Annotated in this window: 29 protein-coding genes and 2 pseudogenes; all 31 read left to right on the top strand. The window is 30.6% G+C overall.

Going from position 1 to position 25,581, the window contains the following annotated elements; all coding sequences use genetic code 11:
- Nucleotides 1-240 precede the first annotated feature (240 nt).
- The 31 genes and pseudogenes from AXF11_RS02210 (at nucleotide 241) to leuB (ending at nucleotide 25,550) form a co-directional block, all read left to right on the top strand.
- Entirely contained in the window at nucleotides 241-888 is a 648-nt protein-coding gene (locus AXF11_RS02210) for an OmpA family protein (protein WP_068154530.1), read from the top strand.
- A 548-nt stretch (nucleotides 889-1,436) separates the two neighbouring features.
- Complete coding sequence (ilvD, locus tag AXF11_RS02205) at nucleotides 1,437-3,110, top strand: dihydroxy-acid dehydratase (protein ID WP_068154528.1); 1,674 nt, start codon at nucleotides 1,437-1,439, stop codon at nucleotides 3,108-3,110.
- A gap of 29 nt (nucleotides 3,111-3,139) precedes the next feature.
- The gene (locus tag AXF11_RS02200; protein WP_068154526.1) at nucleotides 3,140-4,018 is read left to right on the top strand and encodes an alpha/beta hydrolase; all 879 of its coding nucleotides are present in this window, start codon (nucleotides 3,140-3,142) and stop codon (nucleotides 4,016-4,018) included.
- Between the two features lie 13 nt (nucleotides 4,019-4,031).
- Entirely contained in the window at nucleotides 4,032-5,255 is a 1,224-nt protein-coding gene (gene ilvA, locus AXF11_RS02195; protein WP_068154524.1) for a threonine ammonia-lyase, read from the top strand.
- 32 nt (nucleotides 5,256-5,287) lie between these two features.
- Nucleotides 5,288-7,009: a biosynthetic-type acetolactate synthase large subunit gene (ilvB, locus tag AXF11_RS02190; RefSeq protein ID WP_068154522.1), complete on the top strand. Its 1,722-nt coding sequence runs from the start codon at nucleotides 5,288-5,290 to the stop codon at nucleotides 7,007-7,009.
- Nucleotides 7,002-7,490 carry an acetolactate synthase small subunit gene (gene ilvN / locus AXF11_RS02185; protein WP_018498824.1) on the top strand — a complete coding sequence of 163 codons (489 nt, stop codon included), beginning with the start codon at nucleotides 7,002-7,004 and terminating at the stop codon, nucleotides 7,488-7,490. The genes ilvB and ilvN overlap by 8 nt, the downstream gene beginning before the upstream one ends.
- Before the next feature lie 120 nt (nucleotides 7,491-7,610).
- Nucleotides 7,611-8,360, top strand: coding sequence for a class I SAM-dependent methyltransferase (locus tag AXF11_RS02180; RefSeq protein ID WP_068154520.1), 750 nt, complete (start codon nucleotides 7,611-7,613; stop codon nucleotides 8,358-8,360).
- A 33-nt stretch (nucleotides 8,361-8,393) separates the two neighbouring features.
- Nucleotides 8,394-9,083: an aspartate/glutamate racemase family protein gene (locus AXF11_RS02175; protein WP_197416857.1), complete on the top strand. Its 690-nt coding sequence runs from the start codon at nucleotides 8,394-8,396 to the stop codon at nucleotides 9,081-9,083.
- Nucleotides 9,084-9,120: 37 nt separating this feature from the next.
- On the top strand, nucleotides 9,121-10,632 hold the full coding sequence (locus tag AXF11_RS02170; RefSeq protein ID WP_068154516.1) for a 2-isopropylmalate synthase: 1,512 nt from the start codon (nucleotides 9,121-9,123) through the stop codon (nucleotides 10,630-10,632).
- Between the two features lie 26 nt (nucleotides 10,633-10,658).
- Nucleotides 10,659-11,165, top strand: coding sequence for a DUF4865 family protein (locus AXF11_RS02165; protein ID WP_068154514.1), 507 nt, complete (start codon nucleotides 10,659-10,661; stop codon nucleotides 11,163-11,165).
- Between the two features lie 50 nt (nucleotides 11,166-11,215).
- Nucleotides 11,216-11,320 (top strand): annotated as a pseudogene (locus AXF11_RS11070) (alpha-isopropylmalate synthase regulatory domain-containing protein); the annotation flags it as partial.
- Nucleotides 11,321-11,342: 22 nt separating this feature from the next.
- Nucleotides 11,343-12,368 (top strand): PDDEXK nuclease domain-containing protein, encoded by a 1,026-nt coding sequence (locus AXF11_RS02160; RefSeq protein WP_068154512.1) that lies wholly within the window; start codon nucleotides 11,343-11,345, stop codon nucleotides 12,366-12,368.
- 296 nt (nucleotides 12,369-12,664) lie between these two features.
- Nucleotides 12,665-13,231, top strand: a complete 567-nt coding sequence (locus AXF11_RS02155; RefSeq protein ID WP_068154511.1) for an NAD(P)H-dependent oxidoreductase — start codon at nucleotides 12,665-12,667, stop codon at nucleotides 13,229-13,231.
- Nucleotides 13,232-13,245: 14 nt separating this feature from the next.
- A complete protein-coding gene (locus tag AXF11_RS02150; RefSeq protein WP_156440363.1) occupies nucleotides 13,246-13,608 on the top strand; it encodes a hypothetical protein in 363 nt (120 codons plus the stop codon).
- Between the two features lie 26 nt (nucleotides 13,609-13,634).
- On the top strand, nucleotides 13,635-13,826 hold the full coding sequence (locus AXF11_RS02145) for a PspC domain-containing protein (RefSeq protein WP_068154506.1): 192 nt from the start codon (nucleotides 13,635-13,637) through the stop codon (nucleotides 13,824-13,826).
- Between the two features lie 385 nt (nucleotides 13,827-14,211).
- On the top strand, nucleotides 14,212-14,391 hold the full coding sequence (locus AXF11_RS10770) for a hypothetical protein (protein WP_231724734.1): 180 nt from the start codon (nucleotides 14,212-14,214) through the stop codon (nucleotides 14,389-14,391).
- A 35-nt stretch (nucleotides 14,392-14,426) separates the two neighbouring features.
- Nucleotides 14,427-15,269, top strand: coding sequence for a metallophosphoesterase (locus AXF11_RS02135; protein WP_068154504.1), 843 nt, complete (start codon nucleotides 14,427-14,429; stop codon nucleotides 15,267-15,269).
- Nucleotides 15,270-15,350: 81 nt separating this feature from the next.
- On the top strand, nucleotides 15,351-15,692 hold the full coding sequence (locus AXF11_RS02130) for a RidA family protein (RefSeq protein ID WP_257720982.1): 342 nt from the start codon (nucleotides 15,351-15,353) through the stop codon (nucleotides 15,690-15,692).
- Nucleotides 15,693-15,885: 193 nt separating this feature from the next.
- A complete protein-coding gene (locus AXF11_RS02125) occupies nucleotides 15,886-16,287 on the top strand; it encodes a hypothetical protein (protein ID WP_006803822.1) in 402 nt (133 codons plus the stop codon).
- 93 nt (nucleotides 16,288-16,380) lie between these two features.
- A pseudogene (locus AXF11_RS02120) lies at nucleotides 16,381-16,641 on the top strand (Fic family protein); the annotation flags it as partial.
- A 23-nt stretch (nucleotides 16,642-16,664) separates the two neighbouring features.
- The gene (locus tag AXF11_RS02115) at nucleotides 16,665-17,051 is read left to right on the top strand and encodes a VOC family protein (protein ID WP_068154502.1); all 387 of its coding nucleotides are present in this window, start codon (nucleotides 16,665-16,667) and stop codon (nucleotides 17,049-17,051) included.
- A 144-nt stretch (nucleotides 17,052-17,195) separates the two neighbouring features.
- The gene (gene leuC / locus AXF11_RS02110; RefSeq protein WP_068154500.1) at nucleotides 17,196-18,614 is read left to right on the top strand and encodes a 3-isopropylmalate dehydratase large subunit; all 1,419 of its coding nucleotides are present in this window, start codon (nucleotides 17,196-17,198) and stop codon (nucleotides 18,612-18,614) included.
- A gap of 54 nt (nucleotides 18,615-18,668) precedes the next feature.
- A complete protein-coding gene (locus tag AXF11_RS02105; protein ID WP_021745440.1) occupies nucleotides 18,669-18,917 on the top strand; it encodes a hypothetical protein in 249 nt (82 codons plus the stop codon).
- Nucleotides 18,918-18,961: 44 nt separating this feature from the next.
- Entirely contained in the window at nucleotides 18,962-19,537 is a 576-nt protein-coding gene (leuD, locus tag AXF11_RS02100; RefSeq protein WP_068154498.1) for a 3-isopropylmalate dehydratase small subunit, read from the top strand.
- 17 nt (nucleotides 19,538-19,554) lie between these two features.
- The gene (locus AXF11_RS02095) at nucleotides 19,555-20,091 is read left to right on the top strand and encodes a hypothetical protein (RefSeq protein WP_068154496.1); all 537 of its coding nucleotides are present in this window, start codon (nucleotides 19,555-19,557) and stop codon (nucleotides 20,089-20,091) included.
- Between the two features lie 34 nt (nucleotides 20,092-20,125).
- On the top strand, nucleotides 20,126-20,926 hold the full coding sequence (locus tag AXF11_RS02090; RefSeq protein ID WP_068154494.1) for a DUF2262 domain-containing protein: 801 nt from the start codon (nucleotides 20,126-20,128) through the stop codon (nucleotides 20,924-20,926).
- Between the two features lie 37 nt (nucleotides 20,927-20,963).
- Complete coding sequence (locus AXF11_RS02085; protein WP_068154492.1) at nucleotides 20,964-21,431, top strand: hypothetical protein; 468 nt, start codon at nucleotides 20,964-20,966, stop codon at nucleotides 21,429-21,431.
- Nucleotides 21,432-21,462: 31 nt separating this feature from the next.
- A complete protein-coding gene (locus AXF11_RS02080; RefSeq protein ID WP_068154489.1) occupies nucleotides 21,463-21,945 on the top strand; it encodes a hypothetical protein in 483 nt (160 codons plus the stop codon).
- Between the two features lie 26 nt (nucleotides 21,946-21,971).
- Nucleotides 21,972-23,162, top strand: coding sequence for an McrB family protein (locus AXF11_RS02075; RefSeq protein ID WP_068154488.1), 1,191 nt, complete (start codon nucleotides 21,972-21,974; stop codon nucleotides 23,160-23,162).
- Nucleotides 23,137-24,447: a 5-methylcytosine restriction system specificity protein McrC gene (locus tag AXF11_RS02070; protein ID WP_068154486.1), complete on the top strand. Its 1,311-nt coding sequence runs from the start codon at nucleotides 23,137-23,139 to the stop codon at nucleotides 24,445-24,447. Before AXF11_RS02075 ends, AXF11_RS02070 begins: the two co-directional genes overlap by 26 nt.
- A gap of 44 nt (nucleotides 24,448-24,491) precedes the next feature.
- Nucleotides 24,492-25,550, top strand: coding sequence for a 3-isopropylmalate dehydrogenase (leuB, locus tag AXF11_RS02065; RefSeq protein ID WP_068154483.1), 1,059 nt, complete (start codon nucleotides 24,492-24,494; stop codon nucleotides 25,548-25,550).
- The last annotated feature ends 31 nt before the right edge of the window (nucleotides 25,551-25,581 follow it).

Here is a 25,581-nt window from a genome sequence, read left to right as displayed (position 1 = left end):
TATTTTATTTCTATCAATTAATTCTATCACAATTTAATAATTTTGTGAACTAACTAATTTTTTTACTTTTCTTAATAATTTATTTTTGATTACAAAATATTATCATGTTTAACAATGTCTTGTAGCAAAAATGGATTTTCTTATTTGAAAAAGCATTTTCAAATTTTAAATTAACCGAAATAAAAGTAAAAATGTTGTATAATTTATTAAAACATATAAAACTTTCAAGGAGGAAGGAATATGAAAAAAATATTGGCAATCATTATGTTATTAGTATTATCAGCAGTTTCATGTACAACAGCGGCTGATGGAACTAGAAAAATTAGTAAAACAGGAATTGGAACAGGAATTGGTGCAGCGGCAGGAGCTGTAATTGGACAAGCTATTGGAAAGGATACAAAAGGGACACTTATTGGGACAGCTGGAGGGGCAGCAGTTGGTGCAGTAATTGGAAACATTTTTGACAGACAGGAAAAGGAATTGAAAGAAAAATTGAGTGGAACAGGAGTAAAAGTCGTGAGAACCGGAGAAGGTGAAATAAAATTAGTCGCTCCTGAAAATATAACTTTTGATACAAACAGCTATATTGTGAAATCGCAGTTTAAAGGGACAGTAAGATCAATTGCGGATACTTTGAAAGCTTATCCTGATTCAAAAATAATAGTTTCAGGACATACTGACAATACAGGAAATGACGCAATAAATGACCCATTATCAGTAAACAGGGCAAATGCGGTGGCAAATTTATTACAGGAAGATGGTGTTTCTAATTCGAGAATCACTTCCACAGGCTATGGAAGCAGAAATCCTGTCGCAACTAATACAACAGCGGCTGGAAGACAGCAAAATAGAAGAGTTGAAATAAACATAGTAGCAAATCAAAAATAGTAAATTTTTGAACTACCATTAATTTGGTAGTTTTTTTTGTATATTAAAATATATATGAGAGTAATAGTTAAATATATATTATATATTTTACAAAGTATGTGAAGTTTGTTATAATAGCTGTGTGAAATAAATAAAATAGTTTCTGTTAAAATTTTAATAAATTTAATAAATTGGAGGAAAATTATGTTATTATTGATTCTAGTCTTATCATTATTACTGGTTTTAGAAATTTTTGAAATTAAAGTTGTACAAAATGTAGAATATTGTGCCTTGAAAGTTTCTTATAATAATTTTCATAAAAACTCTGTAATGGGATATAGGATTAAACAATAATAATTTAATTCAATTCAGAAATGAAATTATTTAGATTTGAAATTTTGTAAATGTTTGTGAATACTAGACTTTTAAGGTAGTTCTCTTTAGAGCTGCCTTTTTAGTTTAAAAAAAGATAAAAAAAATATAAAAAATGTGGTAAAATAGACAAAATGGAAAATCTATGATTTTAAAAGAAACAAAACAAAGAAACAAAACTAGGAGAGTGAAAATCAATGCAAGGGAAAAAAAGAAGTAACAATTTAACAGAAGGTGCAGCAAGAGCGCCACATAGATCGTTGTTAAAAGGATTAGGCTTTATAAGTGAAGAAATGGAAAAACCAATAATTGGGATTGCAAACTCATTTAATGAAATTATACCAGGACATGTTCATTTGAAAAACTTGGTGCAATCGGTGAAAGATGGAATTAGAATGGCTGGAGGAGTTCCGATGGAATTTAATACTATTGGGATTTGTGATGGACTTGCGATGAATCATATTGGGATGAAATATTCGTTGGTTACAAGAAATATAATTGCAGATTCGATTGAGGCGGTTACTATGGCTACTCCGTTTGATGCGATTGTATTTATGCCAAGCTGTGATAAAGTAGTGCCTGGAATGTTGATTGCGGCGGCAAGATTGAATATTCCTTCAATATTTGTAAGTGGAGGAGCAATGCTTGCGGGAGTTTATAAAGGTAAGAAAATTGGACTTAGTAATGTATTTGAAGCGGTTGGAGCTTACAATACTGGGCAAATTACTAAAAGAGAGTTAAATTCAGTCGAAGAAATGGCTTGTCCTACTTGTGGATCATGTTCTGGAATGTATACGGCAAATACTATGAATTGTTTGACAGAAGCACTTGGAATGGGACTTCCTGGAAACGGAACTGTTCCAGCAGTATTTTCAGAAAGAGCAAGACTTGCTAAAAAAGCAGGAATACAAATTATGGAAGTTTTAAAAAAAGATTTAAGACCAAGCGATATTTTGACAAGAGAAGCGTTTGAAAATGCAGTTGCAGTGGATATGGCACTTGGAGGATCTTCTAATACAGCTCTGCATTTACCTGCGATTGCTCATGAAGCTGGAATTGACTTGACTTTAAGTGACTTTAATGAAATTGCGCAAAAAACTCGTCAAATTTGTAAATTATCGCCATCTGGAGAATACTTTATTGAAGACTTGTATAGAGCGGGTGGAGTTACTGGAGTTATGAAGAGATTACTTGAAAATGAAAGATTACATGGAGATGCAAAAACTGTAGCATTGCAAACACAAGGAGAATTGGCAAAAGATGCATTCATCAATGATGAAGATGTAATAAAACCTTGGGATAAACCAGCGTATAAGACTGGAGGAATCGCTGTATTAAAAGGAAACTTGGCACCAGATGGATGCGTTGTTAAAGAAGGAGCGGTAGATCCAGAAATGCTACAGCATACAGGACCAGCGAAAGTATTTAACAGTGAAGAAGAAGCTGTCGAAGCTATTACAGGTGGAAAAATTGTAGCAGGAGATGTTGTGGTTATCAGATATGAAGGACCAAAAGGTGGACCTGGAATGAGAGAAATGTTATCGCCAACAGCTATGATTGCTGGAATGGGATTGGATAAAGATGTTGCTTTAATTACTGATGGAAGATTTTCAGGAGCGACAAGAGGTGCTTCGATTGGACACGTTTCGCCAGAAGCAGCTTCGGGTGGAAATATTGCGATAATTCAAGATGGAGATACTGTTGAAATTGATATTCCAAACAGAACAATAAATATTAAAATTTCAGATGAAGAAATTGAAGCGAGAAAAGCTAAATTGGAACCATTTAAACTTCAAGTTAAAGGATATTTAAAAAAATATGCTATGCACGTGTCTTCTGCGGATAGAGGAGCTATTGAAATATTGGATTAATGTGTGTTTTACGAAGGAGAAATGTTGAAATGGAAAATGATTGTGAAAGTAAAATTTTAAATATTGAGCTGACACAGGAAAAGATAAAATCAATGGTAAATATTACTTATTCTCAGCCAGTCAGCTATTTTGGGAAAAAAATTAAATTGGAAATGGATATTTTGAAACCGTATAAGGCTGAGAAATATCCAGCAGTTCTATTTGTTCCAGGTGGTTCATTTGCACATAGCTACAAGGAAAACTATTTGCAGCAAAGATTGGAAATTGCAAAGGCGGGTTATGTGGTTGCGAGTATAGAATATAGAACTATTCCTGATGGAGTGTTTTCACAAAGCGTGGAAGATGTGAAGGCGGCAGTAAGATTTTTGAAGGCAAATGCTGATGAGTATGGCATAGATAAGGAAAGAATAGCTATAATGGGCGAATCGGCTGGAGGTTATCTAGTGGCAATGGCTGGTGCGACAAATGGAACTAGGGATTTTGACAAAGGGGAAAATTTATCTGAAAATAGCGATATAAAGGCGGTTATTGATATTTATGGCGTAACAGAATTTGGAGAAGAAGCGGATTTTGAAATTCCTGATGATGTTGAGGAAGGTTATAGAGCAACATTTTTATCAGTAAAATTTTGGTTAGACGACGTAAGAAACAATATAGAAATAACAAATCCTATACCACATATTTCATCCAAAACTCCACCATTTCTATTAATGCATGGAGATAAAGACACGTTAGTTCCTCCAGTTCAAACGGAAAAACTTCATAAGGCATTGATTGAAAGAGGGATAGAGTCAACGAGATACGTGATAAAGGGAGCAGGTCATTCCGATGAATATTGGTTTCAGCCTGAAATTATAAAGATAATAATAGAATTTTTAGATAAAAAATTAAAAAATAAAAATTTTTAAGAAGGTGAAAAAATTGCATAAACTATATGATTTTATGGAAGCAAGGGAAAGGTTAAATACTGTGATTACTAAAACTAAATTAATTTATAGCAACATTTTTTCCAATGAAACTGGAAATGATGTTTATATCAAACCAGAAAACTTGCAAAGAACAGGAGCATTCAAAATAAGAGGTGCTTATAATAAAATTGCAAAATTGACGGAAGAAGAGAAAAAAAGAGGGGTAATTGCAGCATCGGCGGGAAATCACGCGCAAGGAGTGGCATTAGCTGCTCAAAAATTGGGAATAAAGGCTGTAATTGTTATGCCTAAACATACGCCACTTATTAAGGTTGAGGCGACTAAAAGATACGGTGCGGATGTGATTTTGACTGGGGAAGTTTATGACGAGGCTTACGAGTATGCAAAAAGATTGCAGGAAAAAGAAGGGTATACTTTTGTACATCCATTTGATGACGAAGATGTGATTGAAGGGCAAGGGACGATTGCTCTGGAAGTTTTGGATGAGTTGCCTGATGCGGATATAATTTTGGTGCCAATTGGTGGTGGAGGACTGATTTCAGGGATTGCTTCGGCTGCAAAATTGAAAAATCCACTAATAAAAATAATTGGTGTTGAGCCAGAAGGTGCAGCAAGCGCACTAGAAGCTAGAAAAAATAAGCATGTAGTTGAATTGGCTGAAGCAAATACAATTGCAGATGGAACGGCTGTGAAAAAAATTGGTGAAATTACATTTGATTACATCGAAAAATATGTAGATGACATAGTTACTGTATCTGATTATGAGTTGATGGCGGCGTTTTTAATTTTGGTTGAAAAACATAAAATTGTTGCAGAAAATTCAGGAATTTTGTCGGTGGCAGGATTAAAAAAATTAAATGTCAAAGGCAAAAAAATAATTTCAATAATAAGTGGTGGTAATATAGATGTATTAACTATTTCATCTATGATTAATAAAGGACTGATAGCCAGAGGAAGAATTTTTACATTTGCAGTAGATTTGCCTGATAAACCAGGGCAATTGGTGGCTGTGTCGCAAATTCTGTCAAAGCAAAATGCAAATGTAATAAGACTGGAACATAATCAGTTCAAAAATCTGGACAGATTTCACGAGGTTGAATTACAAGTTACGGTTGAAACTAATGGAGAAGAGCATATAAATAAAATAACAGAAGAGTTTAAGAAAAGAGGATATAGAATAAAAAGATTGAATTCTCAAGCGATAATAGATGATTAAAAACAAAAAATTAAGAAAAGGTGGTTTAAAAAATGAGTGAAACTAAAATGATTAACGGTGGAAGAATGTTATTGGAATCGTTACACAGATTAGGAATAACGGATATTTTTGGGTATCCTGGAGGAGCGATAATTCCTATATTTGATGAAATATATAGTTATGATAAAATAAATTACTATTTTGCAAGACATGAACAAGGATTATCTCATGCGGCAGATGGTTATGCGAGAGTTTCTGGAAAAGTGGGAGTTTGTCTTGCAACTTCAGGGCCTGGTGCGACGAACTTAGTAACTGGGATAATGACAGCACATATGGATTCTGTGCCAATGATAGCGATAACCGGACAAGTTAGATCAAATTTATTGGGAAGAGATGCTTTTCAGGAAACTGATACAGTAGGGATTACAATGCCGATTACGAAGAGTAATTATCTTGTTCAGAATGTAAAAGAAATACCAAGAATTGTAAAAGAAGCTTATTATATCGCAACAACAGGAAGACCGGGACCAGTTCTTATTGACATTCCAAATGACATTCAAGTTCACAAAATTCCATATGCTGAATTTGAAAGATTATTTGAGGAAAAAATTGAGCTGGAAGGATATTCACCAACTTATGAAGGGCATCCAGTTCAAATAAAAAGAGCTATAAAATTGATAAAAGAAGCAAAAAAACCATTAATAATTGCAGGAGCAGGAGTTTTAAAATCGAAAGCGTCGAAAGAACTGTTTGAATATGCCGAAAAGACACAGACACCTGTGGCTATGACATTGCTCGGATTGGGAGCGTTTCCTGGTTCACATGAGTTGTCGCTTGGAATGCTTGGAATGCATGGAACTGTGCCTGCAAATTATGCGACTGATGAAGCAGATTTAGTAATTGCCGCCGGAGTCAGATTCGACGACAGAATTGCTGGAAATCCTAATAAATTTATTGAAAATGCGAAAGTAATTCACATTGATATTGATCCAGCGGAAATTGATAAAAATAAAAGAGCTGATGTGCCAATCGTTGGGGACTTAAAACAAGTGTTATCTGAAATTAATCAGGCAGTTGAGCCACAAACTCATAGAGAATGGGTTGAAAAAGTTATTGAGTGGAAAAAAGAATATCCATTGGGGCACAGAAAAGTTGGAGAGGATAAATTGCTCCCGCAAGAAGTTTTACAAGCGATTGACGATATTTTGAAAGGGGACGCAATTATAGTAACCGATGTTGGTCAGCATCAAATGTGGGCTGCTCAATACTTTACCTACCAAAATCCTGATTCAATCGTAACTTCAGGAGGAGCTGGTACAATGGGATTCGGACTTCCTGCAGCAATTGGAGCGCAAATTGGAGCACCTGATAAAAAAGTTGTGTTAATTGTTGGCGATGGTGGTTTTCAGATGACAGTGCAAGAATTAATGATGATTAAACAGTACAACTTGCCAGTAAAAGTTGTTATTTTAAACAATTCTTACTTGGGAATGGTTAGACAATGGCAAGAATTATTTAAGGATAGAAGATACTCGTTTGTTAATTTAGAAGTAAATCCAGATTTTATAAAAATTGCGGATGCTTATGGAATTAAAAATGTGAAATTGACAAATAAAGAAGATTTGAGAGCAAAATTAAAAGATTTGATATTATCTGATGAAGGTGTGTTAATCGAATGTGTTGTTGAAAAAGAAGAAAACGTATTTCCAATGATTCCAGCTGGAAAAACTGTAAGTCAAATGATCGGAAAGAAAGGTGAGTTAGAAAATGAATAGAGAGCATGAAATTTTAATAATTGCGAAAAATACCGATGGAATTGTGTCAAGAATAATGTCTTTATTCAACAGAAGGGGATATTCGGTTTTAAAAATGACGGCAGGAGTTACAAATAAGCCTGGTTATGCCAGATTGACTTTGACAGTTGACGGAGATGACAAGACATTAAATCAGATTCAAAAGCAAGTTTATAAAATTGTGGATGTTGTAAAAGTAAAAGTATTCCCGGTTGAAAATGTCATAAGAAGAGAATTGATGTTGATAAAAGTGAAATCTGCTCCAGAAACTAGGGCACAAATTGTTCAAGTTGCTGATATTTACAGAGGAAAAGTGCTAGATGTGTCGCCAACTTCGTTAGTTATCGAACTTACAGGGGATGTGAAAAAATTGCGTGGATTTGTGGAAATAATGCACAATTACGGAATTTTGGAAATCGCAAAAACTGGAGTTGTAGCAATGAGCCGTGGAGAAAAATTATAAAATTTTAGAAATTTTGAAATAAGTTTTGAGCTTAAATATTAGGAAAATAGAAATTTTTTGCTAAAGTAAAAATTCTTGTTGAAAATAAAATAGGAATAGTACAGAAAGAAGGTACAAAAAATGAGTGTAAGTCAGCATTGGGAAAAGGAAAAGTATGAGAAAAATGCACGGTTTGTTTCTGATTATGGGAAGGAACTGATTGAATGGCTGAATCCGAAAAAGGATGAATATATTTTGGATTTAGGCTGTGGAGATGGTGTATTGACTAAGGAAATTTCAAAATATGGGTGCAAAGTTTTGGGACTAGATGGAAGTCAGAAATTTGTTGAAGCGACTAGAAAATTAGGAGTTCACGCAATACAAGGCGATGCACAGAATATGAATTTTGAAAATGAATTTGATGCGATTTTTTCCAATGCGGCACTTCATTGGATGACAGATTCAAATAAAGTTTTGGAAGGTGTGTCAAAGGCACTGAAAAAAGGTGGACGCTTTGTGGTCGAAATGGGCTGTAAAGGAAATGTGGAAAAAATAGAAAATGCAATGTTTGAAGTTACCCAAAAACATAATTTTAAAGCTGTAAAATGCTGGTTTTTTCCAACAGAAAAAGAAGAAACAGAATTATTAAAAAAATATGGCTTAAAAGTGAAAAAAATGATAAGTTTTTCTCGTCCAACTTTACTTCCAACTGGGATAAAAGGATGGCTGCAAACCTTTTCTGCGCCTGCTTTTGTGAATATTCCGAAAGAGATGCACGAAAAATTGATTGATGAAATAGCTGAAAAAGTAGAAAAAGAACTTGAAAAAAATGAAAATGGACAAATTATAGCCGATTATGTAAGATTGAGATTTGAGGCTGTGAAGGAATAGTTATTTTTATTTTGAGAGGAGAGGAAGATGAAATTGAAAACAATAGGACTAATAGGAGGAATGAGCTGGGAAAGCACAGTAACTTATTATAAAATAATAAATGAAGTTATTAAAGAAAAATTAGGAGGACTTCATTCTGCTAAATGTGTATTGTATAGTGTGGATTTCCAGGAAATAGAAGAATGTCAGGCAAACGGCAACTGGGAAAAAAGTGGAGAAATCTTGGGAGAGGCTGCTAATAATCTTGAAAAAGCAGGAGCAGACTTTATAGTTATTTGCACAAATACAATGCACAAAGTTATTAACCAGATTAAAGAAAAAATCTCCATTCCAATATTGCATATCGCCGAAATGACAGCAGAAAAGATATTAGAAAAAGGATTAAAAAATATAGCATTGCTTGGAACAAAATATACGATGGAACAGGATTTTTATAAATCGAAACTTATTGAAAAAGAGATAAATGTCATAATTCCTGATAAAAATGATATAGAAATCATAAATAAAGTAATATATGATGAACTTTGTCTTGGAACTATCAATTCTAATTCAAAAAAGAAATTTTTAGAAATTGTTGATAAACTTAGAAGTAAAGGGGCAGAGGGTATAATACTAGGATGTACTGAAATAGGGCTTCTTATAAAAAATGAGGATACTGATGTTCCATTGTTTGATACAGCGGTTATTCATGCAGAAGAGGCGGCGATTTATTCCATAAAATAAAAATAAAATGAAAAGTATTATCTATAAGGAGAAGACAATGAAAAAACATATTAAAATATTTGATACAACACTAAGAGATGGAGAACAGACACCAAGAGTTAATCTTAACGCACAGGAAAAATTGAGAATTGCAAAACAGCTTGAGAGTCTTGGAGTGGATATAATTGAAGCTGGGTTTGCTGTGGCATCGCCTGGGGATTTTGAAGCGGTTAAGATGATTTCGGAAAATGTAAAGAATTCGACAGTTTGTAGTTTATCAAGAGCTGTGAGAAAGGATATTGAGGCAGCGGGAAAAGCTTTAGAAGGTGCGGCAAAGCCTAGAATTCATACGTTTATTGCGACTTCGCCTATTCACAGGGAATTTAAGTTGAAAATGACAAAAGAGCAAATTCTTGAAAGAGTAAAAGAAATGGTGGAACTTGCAAAATCATTTGTTGATGATGTTGAATTTTCTTCGGAAGATGCGACTAGAACTGAAAAGGAATTTTTGGTGGAAGTGTATGAAACAGCTATAAAAGCTGGAGCGACTACACTTAATGTGCCTGATACTGTGGGTTACAGAACTCCAAATGAAATGTTTGAACTTATAACTTATTTGAGAAAAAATGTAAAAGGAATCGAAAATGTGGATATTTCTGTGCATTGCCATGATGACTTAGGACTTTCTGTGGCAAATTCGGTTGCGGCGATTCAAGCTGGAGCAACTCAGATTGAGTGTACAATTAATGGACTGGGAGAAAGAGCTGGGAATACTTCACTTGAAGAGATTGCAATGATTTTGAAAACGAGAAAAGACTTGTTTGAAGAATATTACACAAACATTGATTCAAAGCAAATTTACCCAACAAGTAAATTAGTAAGCCTTTTGACAGGAGTTTCAACACAGCCAAATAAAGCAATCGTTGGAGCAAATGCCTTTGCACACGAATCAGGAATTCATCAACACGGAGTTTTAGCAAATCCTGAAACTTACGAAATTATGAGTCCAGAATCTGTTGGAAGAAATCCAGACAGCTTAGTACTTGGAAAACATTCAGGAAAACACGCTTTTGTACAAAAATTAGAATCGCTAGGATTTAATCATGTCGGAAGTGACAGAGTGGAAGAATTATTTGCACAGTTTAAAAAATTGGCAGACAAGAAAAAATATGTTTTAGATGAAGATATTATCGCATTAGTCGCTGGAGATGCGGCAAAAATTGAAGGAAGAATAAAACTTACTCACTTTGAAATTTCAAGACAGGAAGGTAAAAAACCAAAAGCTACAGTTACAATCGACTTGGATGGAGAAAAATTGGTTAAAGAAGCTCTGGGAGATGGGCCAGTTGATGCAGCTTACAATGCAGTAAACTTAGCAGTGAGCGACACTTTTGTTTTAGAAGAATATAAATTGGAAGCGATTACAGGAGATACGGATGCACAGGCACAAGTAGTTGTGATTATCGAGAAAAATGGAAACAGATTTATTGGTAGAGGACAAAGTACAGATGTAGTTGAAGCAAGTATAAAGGCTTATATTAATGGAATAAATAGATTATATAGTAATTAAATAGAAAATATTGGAGGATAAAAGATATGATAATGATGCAGTATAAAGTAAAACTTCCAAATGATTTTGATATGAACAATATTAGAAAAAGAGTGCAAGAAAATGGATTTAAAACAGATGGATTTGAAGATTTATTTTTTAAAGCCTATCTAATCTCTGAGGAAAATAAAGAATATTCGCCATTATACTTTTGGAAAGATAACAAAGGAATGAATAAATTCATATTTGATGGTTTCTATGATAATATTTTAAATTCTTTTGGCTGGCAGACTATAAATATTGGAATACCATTGTTGCAAGAGTTTAATGAAAACTTTTCTAAAGCAAAATATTTATTGGAAATAGAGAACGAAACAAAACCGATGGAAAAAATGAAAAGAATGGAATTTTCTATATCAGATGATAAAATTGTTGGAAAAGCATTAGTATATAACCCTGAAAATTGGAAACAGACAGAGTATTATTTTTTTGAAGATGCTCCTAAAGAAGTAGAAAATTCAAAAGTGTACGAAGTTTTGCATATTTCTCAATAAATTAAGATAAGAGTAATAGATTTTACCGTAATCAAAATTGATTTTGGAAAGATAAAAATGGAAATAGATTTATTGGTAGAGGACAAAGTACGGATGTGGTTGAGGCTAGTATAAAGGCTTATATTAATGGGATAAATAGACTTTATAATAAGTAATTTTAAAAGGGAGGGGATTTTGATGGAAATATCAAATAATTACATTAATGAAATAAAGAAAATACTTAAAAATGCTAGACAAAAAGCATATACCGCTGTAAATTCGGCAATGGTGGAAGCATATTGGAAAATTGGCAGAAGGATTGTAGAAGAAGAGCAGAACGGGAAAGAAAGAGCTGAATATGGGAAAGAAATTATCAAAAATTTATCAAAAGAATTGACAGAAGAATTTGGAAAAGGTTTTGGTGAAAGAAATATTCGGAATATTAGACAGTTTTATGTGCTATTTTCAGATTATGAAAAATGGAAATCACTGATTTCCAAATTAACTTGGACACACATTCAAAAAGTTTTAAGAGTTTCCAATGAGAAGGCCAGAATATTTTATCTGACAGAAGCAGCCGAAAATATGTGGTCTGTAAGAACATTAGATCGAAATATATCTACACTTTATTATAATCGTATTGTTGCAAGTATTGATAAAAAAATTGTTGAAAATGAAATGAAAGAGAAGACAAAAAAGCTACAAGCAGAAGAATTTATAAAAAATCCAGTAGTTTTGGAGTTTCTAGATTTACCAACAAATATGTCTTATACAGAAAATGAATTAGAAAAAGCATTAACAGACGATATTCAAAAATTTATGATGGAACTTGGAAAAGGTTTTGCATTTGTGGAAAGACAGCAGCATATTCGTACAGAAAATTCAGATTTTTATATTGATTTGGTATTTTATAATTATATTTTGAAATGTTTTGTTATAGTAGAGTTAAAAACAGGAAAATTAACACATCAGGATATTGGACAACTTGATATGTATGTAAGAATGTATGATGATTTGAAAAAACAGGAAAATGATAATCCGACAATAGGGCTTCTTCTTTGTACCGATACAGATAGTACCGTTATAAAATATTCAGTCTTGAATGATAATAAAAATCTTTTTGCAAGTAAATATGTAAATTATCTTCCTAGTGAAGAAGAATTGATAAATGAAATTGAAAGACAAAAAATATTGTTTGAAATAAATAATGAAGTGGATATGTAGAAATGAAAAAGATAAAAATATTGGTTTTAATGATGGGAATTTTTTTGTTAATTCCTATTTTAGCATTAATTTATGCACATTATGAGTTTTATTTCTGGAGTAGGAGGAGCTGTGAAAGGAGTGTTTATCAGGTTTTTTGTAAAGCCTGAAATTGTGGTGTTTTTTTTGAAAAGAAGTTGAGATAGAAATTAAATAAATTTTGGTTAAAAGAAAAAAATTGTAATTTTCAGATGGCTCTAAAATAAATATATTTTTAGATTTTATAGAAATTATTTACAGAAAGAAGGAATTTTAAAATGAAAACAATAGTTTTTGCACATCCATGGAATGGAAGTTTCAATAAAGCAATTTTAGATAAAGTAGTGGAAAAACTTGATGAAACAAAAGAAAAATATACAATTATAGATTTGAATAAAGATGGATTCAATCCTGTGATGAGTGAAAAAGATTTGGAATTATATTCGCAAGGAAAAAGTGCTGATCCTTTGGTTTTGAAATATCAGGAAATTTTGAAAAATACAGATGAATTAATATTAATTTTTCCAATTTGGTGGATGTCATTACCTGCTATATTAAAAGGATTTTTTGACAAAGTTATGTTGAGAGGATTTGCATACGAAAATACACAGAATGGAATAAAAGGTTTTTTGACTAATATAAAAACAGCAAAAATGATTACAACTGCTACAGCACCCAAATTTTTGTTAAATATAACAGGTTTCGGGATTACGATGAAAAAGGCTAATCTTGGTGGAATTGGGATTAAGAAAACGAAATGGATTCATTATAGTTTGAGAATGCAAGGGGAAGACGAAGATAGAAAGAAATTTCTTGAGAAGGTTGGGAAATTTGTGAGTGAATGAGAAAAGGGGGAGAAATGTTTATATTTAAAATTATAATTGTAGTTTTCGGCTTAATAGAAATTATGACAAATGGTTATTATCTTTTTGGGAAAGATAAAATAATGAAGGCTAAATTACAGCATAGAGAATTACCTGAAGAAATCACAATTTTGCAACTTAAAGTAAAAGTAATGTTGATGTTTTTAAGCGGATGTCTGTTTCTTATAACAGGAATAGCATCTTTCTTTGAAGAAAAAGAATATTTATTATTTTTAGCATTAATTTTCTTTAATTTGTATGCTTTGTGTGAAGCTTTATATTATAGATATTGGAAAATATTTGGCTTTTTTATAGTTTCAATTTTTATGACATTGATTTATATTTTTTTAAGGTCATGATTACATAAAATAAGGAGTTTTATATTATGAAAAAGAAATTGTACAAATCAGTAAAAGATAGAAAACTTACAGGCGTATGTGGAGGAATTGCAGAATATTTTGATATTGATTCAAGTATTGTAAGAATAGTATGGCTTGTTTTGATTCTTTGTGCAGGAACGGGTCTACTGGCTTATATTATTTGTGCGATAGTTCTTGATGATAATCCTAATGAATAAAATATTTTTGAAAAAAAGAATTTGATTTTTGAAATTTTTAAATAGTTAAATAAAAAATTAGATGGAGAATAAAAATGAAAAAAGTATTTTTTTGGATATTCTATGTATTGTTTTTATCATTTTTTGATATTGGTTTAACGATTGCGAGGACATCTTGGATAATGGTTGATAGCAGATTTTATGACTTTTTGTCAAATTTTAATATAAAAAATGAGTGGATTTTGGAAAAGTTATTGCTGCTACCGGAGTTGTTATTCATTATTATTAGTTTGATTTTCGCTTACTTAGTTTCAAAAATAAAAGTCAGTAAAAAAGTCTTTTAATTCCACCATTAATTATAGTAACAATAAAAGCAGCAATATTTTTAATATGGGCTGGTTATATTATGTCGAGTCCTGAAATGGATGAAATGGGACAGGGAGGAGTCTTTGTATTTATTATAATATATGGCTTTGGAAGTTATGCTGGAATGATGGATTTTATATTTTATCTGGGATTACTATTTAATCTATTTAAGCGAAAAAAAAGTAAAAACAAAAATGATAAAAATAAATCTGTTTCTTAAAATATTTTTTTATTTAACAGTAGCGAGGAGAAAAAATGAAGACAAAAAGTTGGATTATTAAATTTCTGTTGGTTTTTGTAGTATTAATTGTGATATTTTTAATTGATGCTCATTATGAGTATAGGCATATTAAAATTAAGACGATTGAGATAAAATCGAAAGATATTCCAAAAGAATTTGATGGTAAGAGAGTATTGTTTGTAGCGGATTTTCAATATGATACGATGACACGGTTTAATCGAGTTCAAGAAAAAAAGGCGATTGAGCTGATTAATGCACAGAAGAAGGATATGATACTGCTGGGGGGAGATTATGCGACTTGGGAGAAAAATATTCCTAAGTTTTATGAGGATGCGAAGGATATAAAGATTCCAGAACTTGGAGTGTATGCGATTTATGGGAATCATGAATATCCAGGTGAAAAGGAAACTGCTGAAAATATGAAAAAACTTGGATTTAATCTGCTCGTAAATGAAAATAGGAAAATAACAATTAACAATGAAAATATATATATTGCGGGAGTGACTGACTTGTGGCACGGAAAGCCTGATGCGAAAAAGGCTCTTGAAGGTATAAAAAAAGAAGATTTTGTATTATTTTTGACTCACAATCCTGAATATTTTGAACAGATGTCAGAATATGAAAAGGAAAAAACTGATGTGATTTTAGCGGGACACAGTCATGCTGGACAAGTTACTTTTTTTGGAAAAATCATTATGTCAGCAGTGAAGGATAAGAAAAAATATGGCTATGGAATGAAAGAGTACGGAGGACATAAAATTTATATTACCTCAGGGCTAGGAGGAGCCTTTCTTGAAATGTTTATTCGATTTTTTGCACAGCCTGAGATTGTGATTTTTGAACTTAAAAGAGGATAAAAAATAATAAAATTTTATTATAGACTTTTTGAAAAACCAGAATATGAATGTTATTTAGGTGGAAATTCTCCTTGGTAGGACATTGTAGGATATTCGAGAGCAGTAAGGATAGGAAATATTTTTGAAATAGCAGGAACAACAGCTGTCAAGGATGGAAAGCCTTATGCGGCAGGAAATGCTTATGAACAGACAAAATATATTCTTGAAAATATAAAAAAAGTTCTTGAAAAGGAAGGATTAGAGTTAAAAAATGTTATTAGAACAAGAATGTTTGTTACAGATATTTCAAAATGGGAAGAATATGGAAGAGCATATGGAGAATTTTTTAGGGACATTAAACCAGTTGCAACAATGGTAGAGGTGTCTTTATTAATTGATAAGGAATTGATGATAGAAATAGAAGTAAGTGCAGTTGTTGATTAAGAAATAAATAGAAAAGTTATAAATCTCAAAATTAGAGAGAAAATAAAATAAAACAATTTGAAAAAAATCGAAATATAAATATAAATGTTTTTATTGTGAAAAGGTAATCTTGAAAGATGAAATAAAAATTCAATATAAAAAATTTAAAGAAAGGAGCTTGTATAATGTAACTATATTATACAAGGAAAAGCCGATGCCTAAAATAATTATAGAATCAAAAATATCTTCTAATGGTGGAGGAGATAAGTTTAAATTAAAAATAAATGATGAAAAAATTGTAGAAGTAAAATTTAATGAAAAAACAGAAATTGATGTAGACTATGGAGAACAAACGCTTCAAGTATGCAATAATTTTTTAATAAAGACTCCTAAAAAAGTTATAAATGTGGAATCAGATAATCAAAACTACAGAATAACACTTCATTTTAAAGCATGGGGAATTATTTTTATCTTTCAGATTCTAATGGCAGTGTTAATTATGAATATACATCAAGCAGCTGTTTTTATTGCAATTCCAATATTTATTTTAGAAATTTTGATTCTAATTTTTATGGGAATGTTTGAAATAAAAGAAGTTAAAAGAAAGGAAGATTAGAATGACTAGAATTGATGAGAGCGCAAAAGATAGAATCACTAGATTATGATAATATGGAAGATACAAAAAGACTTGTAGAGAAACTTGGAGAAAATGGATATAAAAAATATAAATTATGAATATTTTTTAGATTTATCAGTAAGAATAACATATCACTCAAATGCGATTGAAGGAAATACATTGACACTAAATGAAACTGCTACGATTATTTTAGATAGTACGCTACCTGGGGGTAAGAGTATTCGTGAAGTTTTTGAAGTTTTGAATCACAAAAAGGCAATTGACTATATGTTGACTGAACTTGCGAATGACCAAAAATTGGATATTTATGTGATTAAAAATATAAATTTAGAATAAAAAAATTTAGGAGGATTAAAATGAAAATAAATCATGTGGCACTTTATGTAAAAGATTTAGAAAAATCAAGAGAATTTTATGAAAAATATTTTAATGCAAAGGCAAATAATAAGTACCGTAATCTTAAAACGGGATTACAAACATATTTTTTGAGCTTTCCTAACAATGATGTGAGATTAGAAATTATGTCAAGACCAGAATTGACTGATAGAGAGGATAAAATTATGAATATGGGATTTATTCATATTGCATTTAGTGTAGGAGATGCAAAAAATGTAGACAGTTTGACAAAAAAACTTACTAATGATGGATTTAAGTGCTTGAGTGGACCAAGAACAACGGGAGATGGATATTACGAAAGCGTTGTGGAAGATGTTGATGGAAATTTAATAGAAATTACAGAGTAGGAGTATCAGCTATTTAGTAAAAAAGATTCGATAATGTATTTTTATATTTTAAAAGTAGTTGAAAAATTTGATAAATACATAAATTAATTAAATTAATTAAAAATTTAGAGACAAAAATTTGGAGAGAAAATCGGAGGAGAAAAAATGTCAGAAATTAAAAATAAAGAGAAAAAACCAAAAACTTTGTTTGATAAAGTTTGGGAAAAACATGTGATTACAGGAGAACCTGGGGAAGCACAACTTTTGTATATTGATTTGCACTTGATTCACGAAGTTACTTCGCCACAGGCGTTTTCGGGACTGAGACTTGCAGGAAGAAAAGTTAGAAGACCTGACTTGACATTTGGAACAATGGATCACAATACGCCAACAATTATGGCTGACAGAATGAATATTAAAGATAAAGTTTCAAAGGCACAGTTAGATGCGTTGGCAGCTAATTGCAAAGAATTTGGGATTGAACTTGTGGATATGTTTAATGAAAATAACGGAATTGTGCATATGGTGGGGCCTGAGCAAGGGTTGACACAGCCTGGAAAAACTGTAGTTTGTGGAGATAGCCACACTGCGACTCACGGAGCTTTTGGAGCTTTGGCATTTGGAATTGGTACGAGCGAAGTGGAACATGTTTTGGCTACACAGACAATTTGGCAAAAGAAACCAAAAACAATGGGAATTGAAATTACTGGTAAATTGCAAAAGGGTGTATATGCAAAAGATATAATTCTTCATATAATCAAGACTTACGGAATTGGGCTTGGAAATGGTTATGCTTTCGAGTTTTTTGGAGATACAATTAGAAATATGTCAATGGAAGGAAGAATGACAATTTGTAACATGGCAATTGAAGGAGGAGGAAAATCTGGAATTATCGCACCCGACGAAATAACTTTTGAATATGTAAGAGGAAGAAGATTTGCACCAAAAGGTGAAGAATTTGATAAAAAAGTGGCTGAATGGAAAGAATTGTACACAGATTCTGTAGATGCGTTTGACAAATACATAAAAGTTGATGTTTCAAACCTTGAGCCACAAGTTACTTGGGGAACAAATCCTGAAATGGGAATTAATGTTACTGAAAAATTTCCAGAAATCAGAGATCACAATGATGAAAAAGCATACGAATACATGGGCTTAAAACCGGGACAAACTCCATTTGACATACCTTTAAAGCACGTATTTATTGGTTCTTGTACAAATGGAAGATTGAGCGACCTGGAAATTGTCGCAAAAATTGTAAAAGGTAAAAAAGTTGCACCAAATATTACAGCAGTTGTAGTTCCTGGCTCGCAAGTAGTAAAAAAAGCAGCTGAAGAAAATGGAATTGCACAGATATTAAAAGATGCGGGATTTGAATGGAGAGAAGCTGGATGTTCCACTTGCCTTGGAATGAACCCTGATTTGATACCAGCTGGAGAGCATTGTGCCTCAACTTCCAACAGAAACTTTGAAGGACGGCAAGGAAAAGGTGCAAGAACTCATCTGGTAAGTCCTGCGATGGCTGCTGCTGCTGCAATTTATGGGAAATTTGTGGATGTAAGGGAATTGGATGAAGTGAAATAATTTGATATTAAAGAATTTTAAATAATTTATACAAAATAGAAAGAGGTAAATAAAATGAATAAAAATGAAATGATTAAAGAAGTGCAACAACAATTTGGATATGATGAAAATTTTTCTCAGAAAGTTATAAATATTTTTGAAAGTTGCTCAGAAATAGGGCAAAAAGGAAAAGATCAAGTTGTAAGTCGTTATGTAAAAGAGTTAAATATTGGTGAAACCGAAGCAAACAATATTTTTGATTGTGTACTTAATTTAATCAAAAAAGGGATAAAAGACAAGTTGAAAAATCCTTTTAAAAAGTAGTTAAAAATGGGATTTTTATACAAAAAAATGAAGGAGAATAAAATATGAAACCATTTACAAAATATGAAGGAACAATCGTTCCAATAATGAATGACAACATAGATACGGATCAATTAATTCCAAAACAATATTTAAAAAGTATCGAAAAAACAGGATTTGGAATACATGTTTTCGATGAGTGGAGATACAACGAAGATGGGTCTGACAATATGGATTTTAACTTAAATAAGCCAGAATACAAAAATGGGACGATTTTGATTACTGGAGACAATTTTGGTTGTGGGTCAAGTAGAGAGCACGCAGCTTGGGCATTGCAAGATTACGGAATTCACGTGATTGTGGCTGGAGGATATTCAGGGATTTTCTACATGAACTGGTTAAATAACGGACATTTGCCAATAACATTGCCAGAAGCAGATAGAATCGAATTATCAAAATTGCCTGGAGATGCGAAGGTAACAGTTGATTTAGAAAACAACAAATTGATTGCGAATGGGAAAGAATATGTTTTTGAGCTGGAAGAAAGCTGGAAACAAAGATTGCTTAAGGGATTGGACTCTATTGGATTGACTTTACAGCATGAAGATGAGATTAGAAAATATGAAGAAAGTCATAAGTAGTTAAAAAAGGAGTAAAAATGAAAAATTGGGAAATCATAGATGGAGAGCATACTCGTAAAGTGATGTGGATAAATCATGAAATAGAAATGAAATTGTACTGTAATGGTGAAGATGACATTGATGAAAAGAAAATTGATGAAATAAAAGTCGAAGAAATGGTTGAAAAAATTTTAGAAAAGAAAGAATACTGGGATACAAAGTGTAAAAATTTGTTTGCTGATGAATTTGTTGACTGGTTTAATGAGGAAAAATGGGTAAAGCCTAAATATGCCGAAATTTACTATGAGACAAAGAGTATTGATGAAGTGGAGAAAAAATTACTTAAAATTATTGGAAAAGAAGATACAGAAAAAATTATGAAAAATAATTTTCTTACAAAAGAAGCATTTAAAAAGTTACTTGATAATGAAGATATGGAAATAACAATTGATTTAACTGACGATGATGAAAATAGTTTTTCTATTACTATGTACGAAAGATTGTTTTTTGTTGATAAAATGTTTTATGCTGAGTGTAATTTTAATGGTGAAATAGACGAGTTTTATATGGATTAATTTTCTTAGATTTTTTCAGAAAGGAAAATCAGATATGGAAATTCAGGATTTTGTTGAAAATACATATATGGGAAATTTTAAAGAGTGGGACGGAAAAATTATTTGGAAAGGTAAAGAAACATTAGTAAGACTTACGATTTATAAAGAATGTGATAATGTTGAACTTGAAAAAGAAAAAATGTTTAAAATTTTGGAAGAATTGTATCTTAATCAGGATGAATGGAATAAAAAAGTGAAAGATACGATGGTTAAGTATTTTTATGATGTGCTGAATGATGATTTTTTTGATGATGGAGCATTTCCAGAGTATCCAACTTGCTATGATATGTTATTTGAAATTTTAAAAGACGATTTTACAAAAGAAGAAGCTGAAAAGGCATATAAAAATAATATATTTCCAATAGACAAGTTTAAAAAATATATTTTTGTTGAAAGTATTGAAATAACAAGTGAAGGAAATTTTTATTTTGAAGTAGTTGATGATTATATAGTTGTGGGGGATAATTGGATTTGGTTAAAAGGGAACATTGATAAGGGATTTTTGGCTGCAAGTTTTAATGCTCTTTTTGAGTTTGTTGTTGATTTGGAATTAAACGATAAATTTTCTACGATATTTAGAGAGAAGACAAAAATACATTCAATGTGGTTAAGCAAGTGGGGAGAGCCAAGAGAAGGATTGGCAAAATTTTATTATAGTAATCATAATTTAGCAATAACTGGAAATTATAAAGCTGGGAAAAAAGAGGGAATTTGGAAATTCTATGATGAGGATGGGAAATTGACTAAAAAGGTTAATTATGTTAATGATGTTGCTGAGGAAGAAGTTGTTTATTGAAATAATAGAATAAAAATTAGAAAGAAAAATTTAAAAGATGGCAGAAAAATCAAAAGAACAGTTGAAAGTAGAAGAATATTTTAAGGAAAATGGGATAGAGTATGATAAAAATTTTATTTACGGTATTAAAAGAGAAAGAAATTTGAATTCATTTTTGATGATGGGACTTATTGGATTGATTATGAAAGCAGGAATGAAGCCGTGTTATATACTTTTTAAGGAGAATGAAATATTATTTTTCGAAGTTGGGATGCTTGGTGGAATTAAAGGGCTTTTAACAAGAATAGATGTTGATGATATAGAAAAAATTGATTTAAAAAAAGGAATCGTAAACTATAAATTTACAATATCAGTAAGAGTTGGGGATAAAATAAAAAAAGAAATAATAAATTTTGCCCAAATTAATGGAAAGGCATGGTGGATGCAGAATAGGAACAATCTGATTGAAGGTGGTTATTTTGATAGATTGAAGGAAAAAGTGGATAGAAAGAATTTGTTAAATTAAAAAAAATGAATAATTTTTAGGAGCAAGAAAAATGTATAGAGCTAATGATGAAGACTATTTAAATTTTTTTGAAATGTTAAAATTTTGGATTTCTCAAACTGATAAAAATATTGCAAATAGTGGTGAGAGAGTAAAGATTAAAAATATAAAAAGCAAGGATATGGAAAGCTTGGAAAGATCAGAAAAAGAATTTTTAAATCCAAAATTTGATGAAAAATTTATAAAATATAGTGATTTTTCAATAAATATTAATTTTGTAACATCTGGACATTATAAAGGAGAAAATACTAATTTTATTGTATATCAATCTAAAATTGAAAATATAGGTTGTTGGATAAATATTGTTTATCAGTATGATAATAAAAAAGTTGTAGCTTATTATAAAGGGTATCATGAAGACAATAAAGAATCTGAAGAATTTAAAAGGTATATGCAAGAAAAAGGATATACTAAAGGCTTTGAAGAATCAATTAGTAAATTAGGACTTAACAAAAAGAACCAAATCAAAATGTAAAAGAGTTATTTGATTATTTTTATAAAATGATAGAAGAATCTGAAAATTATTCTAAAAATAAATTAAAAGATAGTAGAATATTTGACTTAAAAGAGAAACTAAAAAAAAATTATAATATAATTTTGAGAGGAGCTCCAGGAACAGGAAAAACATATTTAGCTAGACAAATTGCAGCTGAAATGATAGGAATTAATGTTGATGAATTAGATAATAATGAACAGTTTGAGTTTGTTCAATTTCATTCCAGTTATGATTATACTGATTTTATTGAAGGATTGAGACCAATTATTAAAAATAATCAATTAGGTTTTGAATTAAAAAAAGGTATATTTTATGAATTTTGTGAAATAGCAAAAATATCAGAAGTTTTAAGAAAATTAAATTCTAAAGAATTTACATTACAAGGTTTTGAAATTTTTTTAAAAGAATTAGGGGGAAATAGAGCTAAAAATTATATTCCTCAAATTGAGCAATTGCTTGGGAAAAAAAAATATACAGGAGATAAAACATCTGAAATAAAAACTTATGGAAATTTAAGAGAAATTCTTGAGAATAGCGAAGAAATTAGCAAATTTGATAAAGAAAATAATTTTAGTAATTGGTATTCAACACCTGTTAATTATTTAAAAAAATATGATGATGAAATTAAAAAAGAACATAATTCTGTTAATAAAAATTATATTTTTCTTATTGATGAAATTAACAGAGGAGAAATTTCTAAAATTTTTGGAGAGCTGTTTTTCTCAATTGATCCAGAATATCGAGGTAAAAAAGGTTCTATAAAAACACAATATTCTAATATGCATGAAGATTCACAAGAAAAATTTTATATACCAGAAAATGTTTATATTATAGGAACAATGAATGATATAGACCGTTCAGTAGATACTTTTGATTTTGCTATGCGACGTAGATTCTTATTTGAAGAGATTATGGCAGAAGACTCTCAGATAATGCTTAAAAATGGCAAAATAAAAGAACAGATGACAAGATTAAATAATGCGATTATAGATCAAAAAATTGGTAATTTATCAAAAGATTATCAAATAGGTGGAAGTTATTTTAAAGCATTGGATGAAGGTAAAGTTAATCAAGACGAGCTTTGGAAAAATAAATTAGAACCTTTATTAAAAGATTATTTTAGAGGAGAAAGAGATTCAGAAGGAAAATTGAGAGAGATTAAAAAATATTATGATGGAAAAAATGATACTAACTGATAATGCAGACATAACTGAATTTAGAAAGAACGAAATAATAGAAGAATTATTAAATATTACTTTATCTCAATTAAATGAAGATAATTTTATAATTTTTCCACCAATATTAAAAGAATCAGAAGATTTAGAAAAGAGTAATTTTATATTTGAATCAAAAAATAAAAAAGTATATACTCGAAATATAGTCGGGGTAATTGGAAAAGGACATGATGAAGTTAAAATTAAAACAAGATTTTTTAATAATTCTGAGTCACAATCTGATTATTTTCTTAAATATATGTTTCAAAAAGTACTTAATTATAATGTTATAAAAAATGAAACAAAAAGTGATAATTTAGGAATGTACTATGATTTATTAATTTATTTATTTCCGTTTTATTTAAAGAGAGCTATGAAAAAAGGTCTATATAAAGAATATAAAACTAAAGAATACAATAATTTGAATGTTAGAGGAGCTATAAATATTATAAAAAATATAAATAAAAATATTCCATTTAATGGGAAAATATCTTATACAACAAGAGAGTTTAGTTTTGATAATAGAGTAACTCAGATAATTAGACATACTTTAGAAAAAATAAAACAAAATTATAACTTTGATTTTTTCAATGATATGTTTTTAAAAGAAGATATACAAATACTTGTACAAAATACAAAAAGTTATAAAAATTCTGATTTGGTCAAAATATTAAAAGATAATATACTTAATCCAGTTAGACATAGCTATTATGAAGAATATTATGATTTACAAAAATTATGCATTCAAATTTTAAAAAATGAAAAAATAGATTTTGGAAATAACGATAATAAAATTCATGGAATAATAATAGATGTTGCCTGGCTTTGGGAAGAGTATTTAAACACTATGTTGATAAATAAAAAATTCATTCACCCTAAAAATAAAAAATCGGAAAAAGGTATTTCTTTGTTTAGCAATAGGCAAAGAATGGTCTATCCTGATTTTTATAACCTTGATGAAAAAATTATATTAGATGCAAAATACAAGAAATTAGGAAAAAACAAAAAAGAAATTTACAGAGAAGATTTATATCAATTAATAAGTTATTTGCATATAATAGAAGGTAAAAAATCAGGAGTAATCTATCCGGATATAGACAAATCCGAATCTAATGAAATAGGACAATTAAATGGATGTGGTGGAGAAATATTTAAAATTTCTTTTAAAATTCCACAAGAAATATCTAATTATAAAGAATTTGTTGTTGAAATAAAAAAAAGTGAAAAAATTTTTTTAAATAAGATAGATTGTATAAAAAAATTATAAAATAAATATTTGTTGAAATATTTTAAAAGAAAGGAAGTAAAAAAATGAACTACAAAATTGCATTATTAAAAGGGGACGGAATTGGTCCAGAAATCGTTGATGAAGCGGTAAAAGTTTTGGATAAAATTGGAGAAAAATTTGGACATAAATTTGAGTATACGCAAGGGTATTTGGGAGGAGAATCTATTGATAAATATGGGATTCCTTATTCCAAAGAAACTGCGAAAATTTGTAAAGAGAGTGACTCGATTTTGTTGGGGTCAGTTGGAGGGCCTAAATGGGATAATGTTGAGCCTGATAAAAGACCTGAAAAAGGACTTCTTGCGATAAGAAAAGACTTGGGAGTTTACACAAATTTAAGACCAGCGGTTTTGTTTAAGCAATTGAAAAGTGCGAGTCCTCTAAAAGATGAAATAATTGGAGAAGGGCTAGATGTAATGATAGTTAGAGAGCTTACAGGAGGAATTTATTTCGGACCTAGAGAATATTCTGATGAAAAAGCTGTCGACACATTGCCATATACAAAAGGGGAAATTGAAAGAATAGCAAAAAAAGCATTTGAAATTGCAAAATTAAGAGGGAAAAAAATTACAAGTGTGGATAAACACAATGTTTTAGATACTTCAAAATTGTGGAGAAAAACAGTAAATGAACTTGCAAAAAATTATCCAGAAGTGGAAGTTTCCCACATGTATGTGGATAACGCTGCAATGCAATTGATTGCAAATCCAAGACAATTTGATGTAATTTTGACAGACAATATGTTTGGAGATATTTTATCAGATGAGGCTTCAATGCTTACAGGATCACTTGGAATGTTGCCATCAGCAAGTTTAGGAGATGGAAAAGTTGGACTTTATGAGCCAAGCCACGGTTCTGCACCAGACATCGCAGGACAAAACATCGCAAACCCAATCGCAACAATTTTATCAGCGGCAATGATGTTAAGATACGCATTTAACTTGACAAAAGAAGCAGATGCAATTGAAAAAGCAATTGCAGAAGTATTGGAAGATGGATTCAGAACAGCTGATATTTATACTGATGGACTGAAAAAAGTTGGAACTGATGAAATGGGAAATGAAATTGTTAAAAGAATATAATTTTAGATGATTTAATTAAAAAATTTTAAAA

Origin of the sequence: Leptotrichia sp. oral taxon 847 (assembly GCF_001553645.1) — a bacterium.
In the GTDB taxonomy this organism is placed as follows: Bacteria; Fusobacteriota; Fusobacteriia; order Fusobacteriales; family Leptotrichiaceae; genus Leptotrichia.
This window is presented reverse-complemented; position numbering and strand designations above follow the sequence as displayed.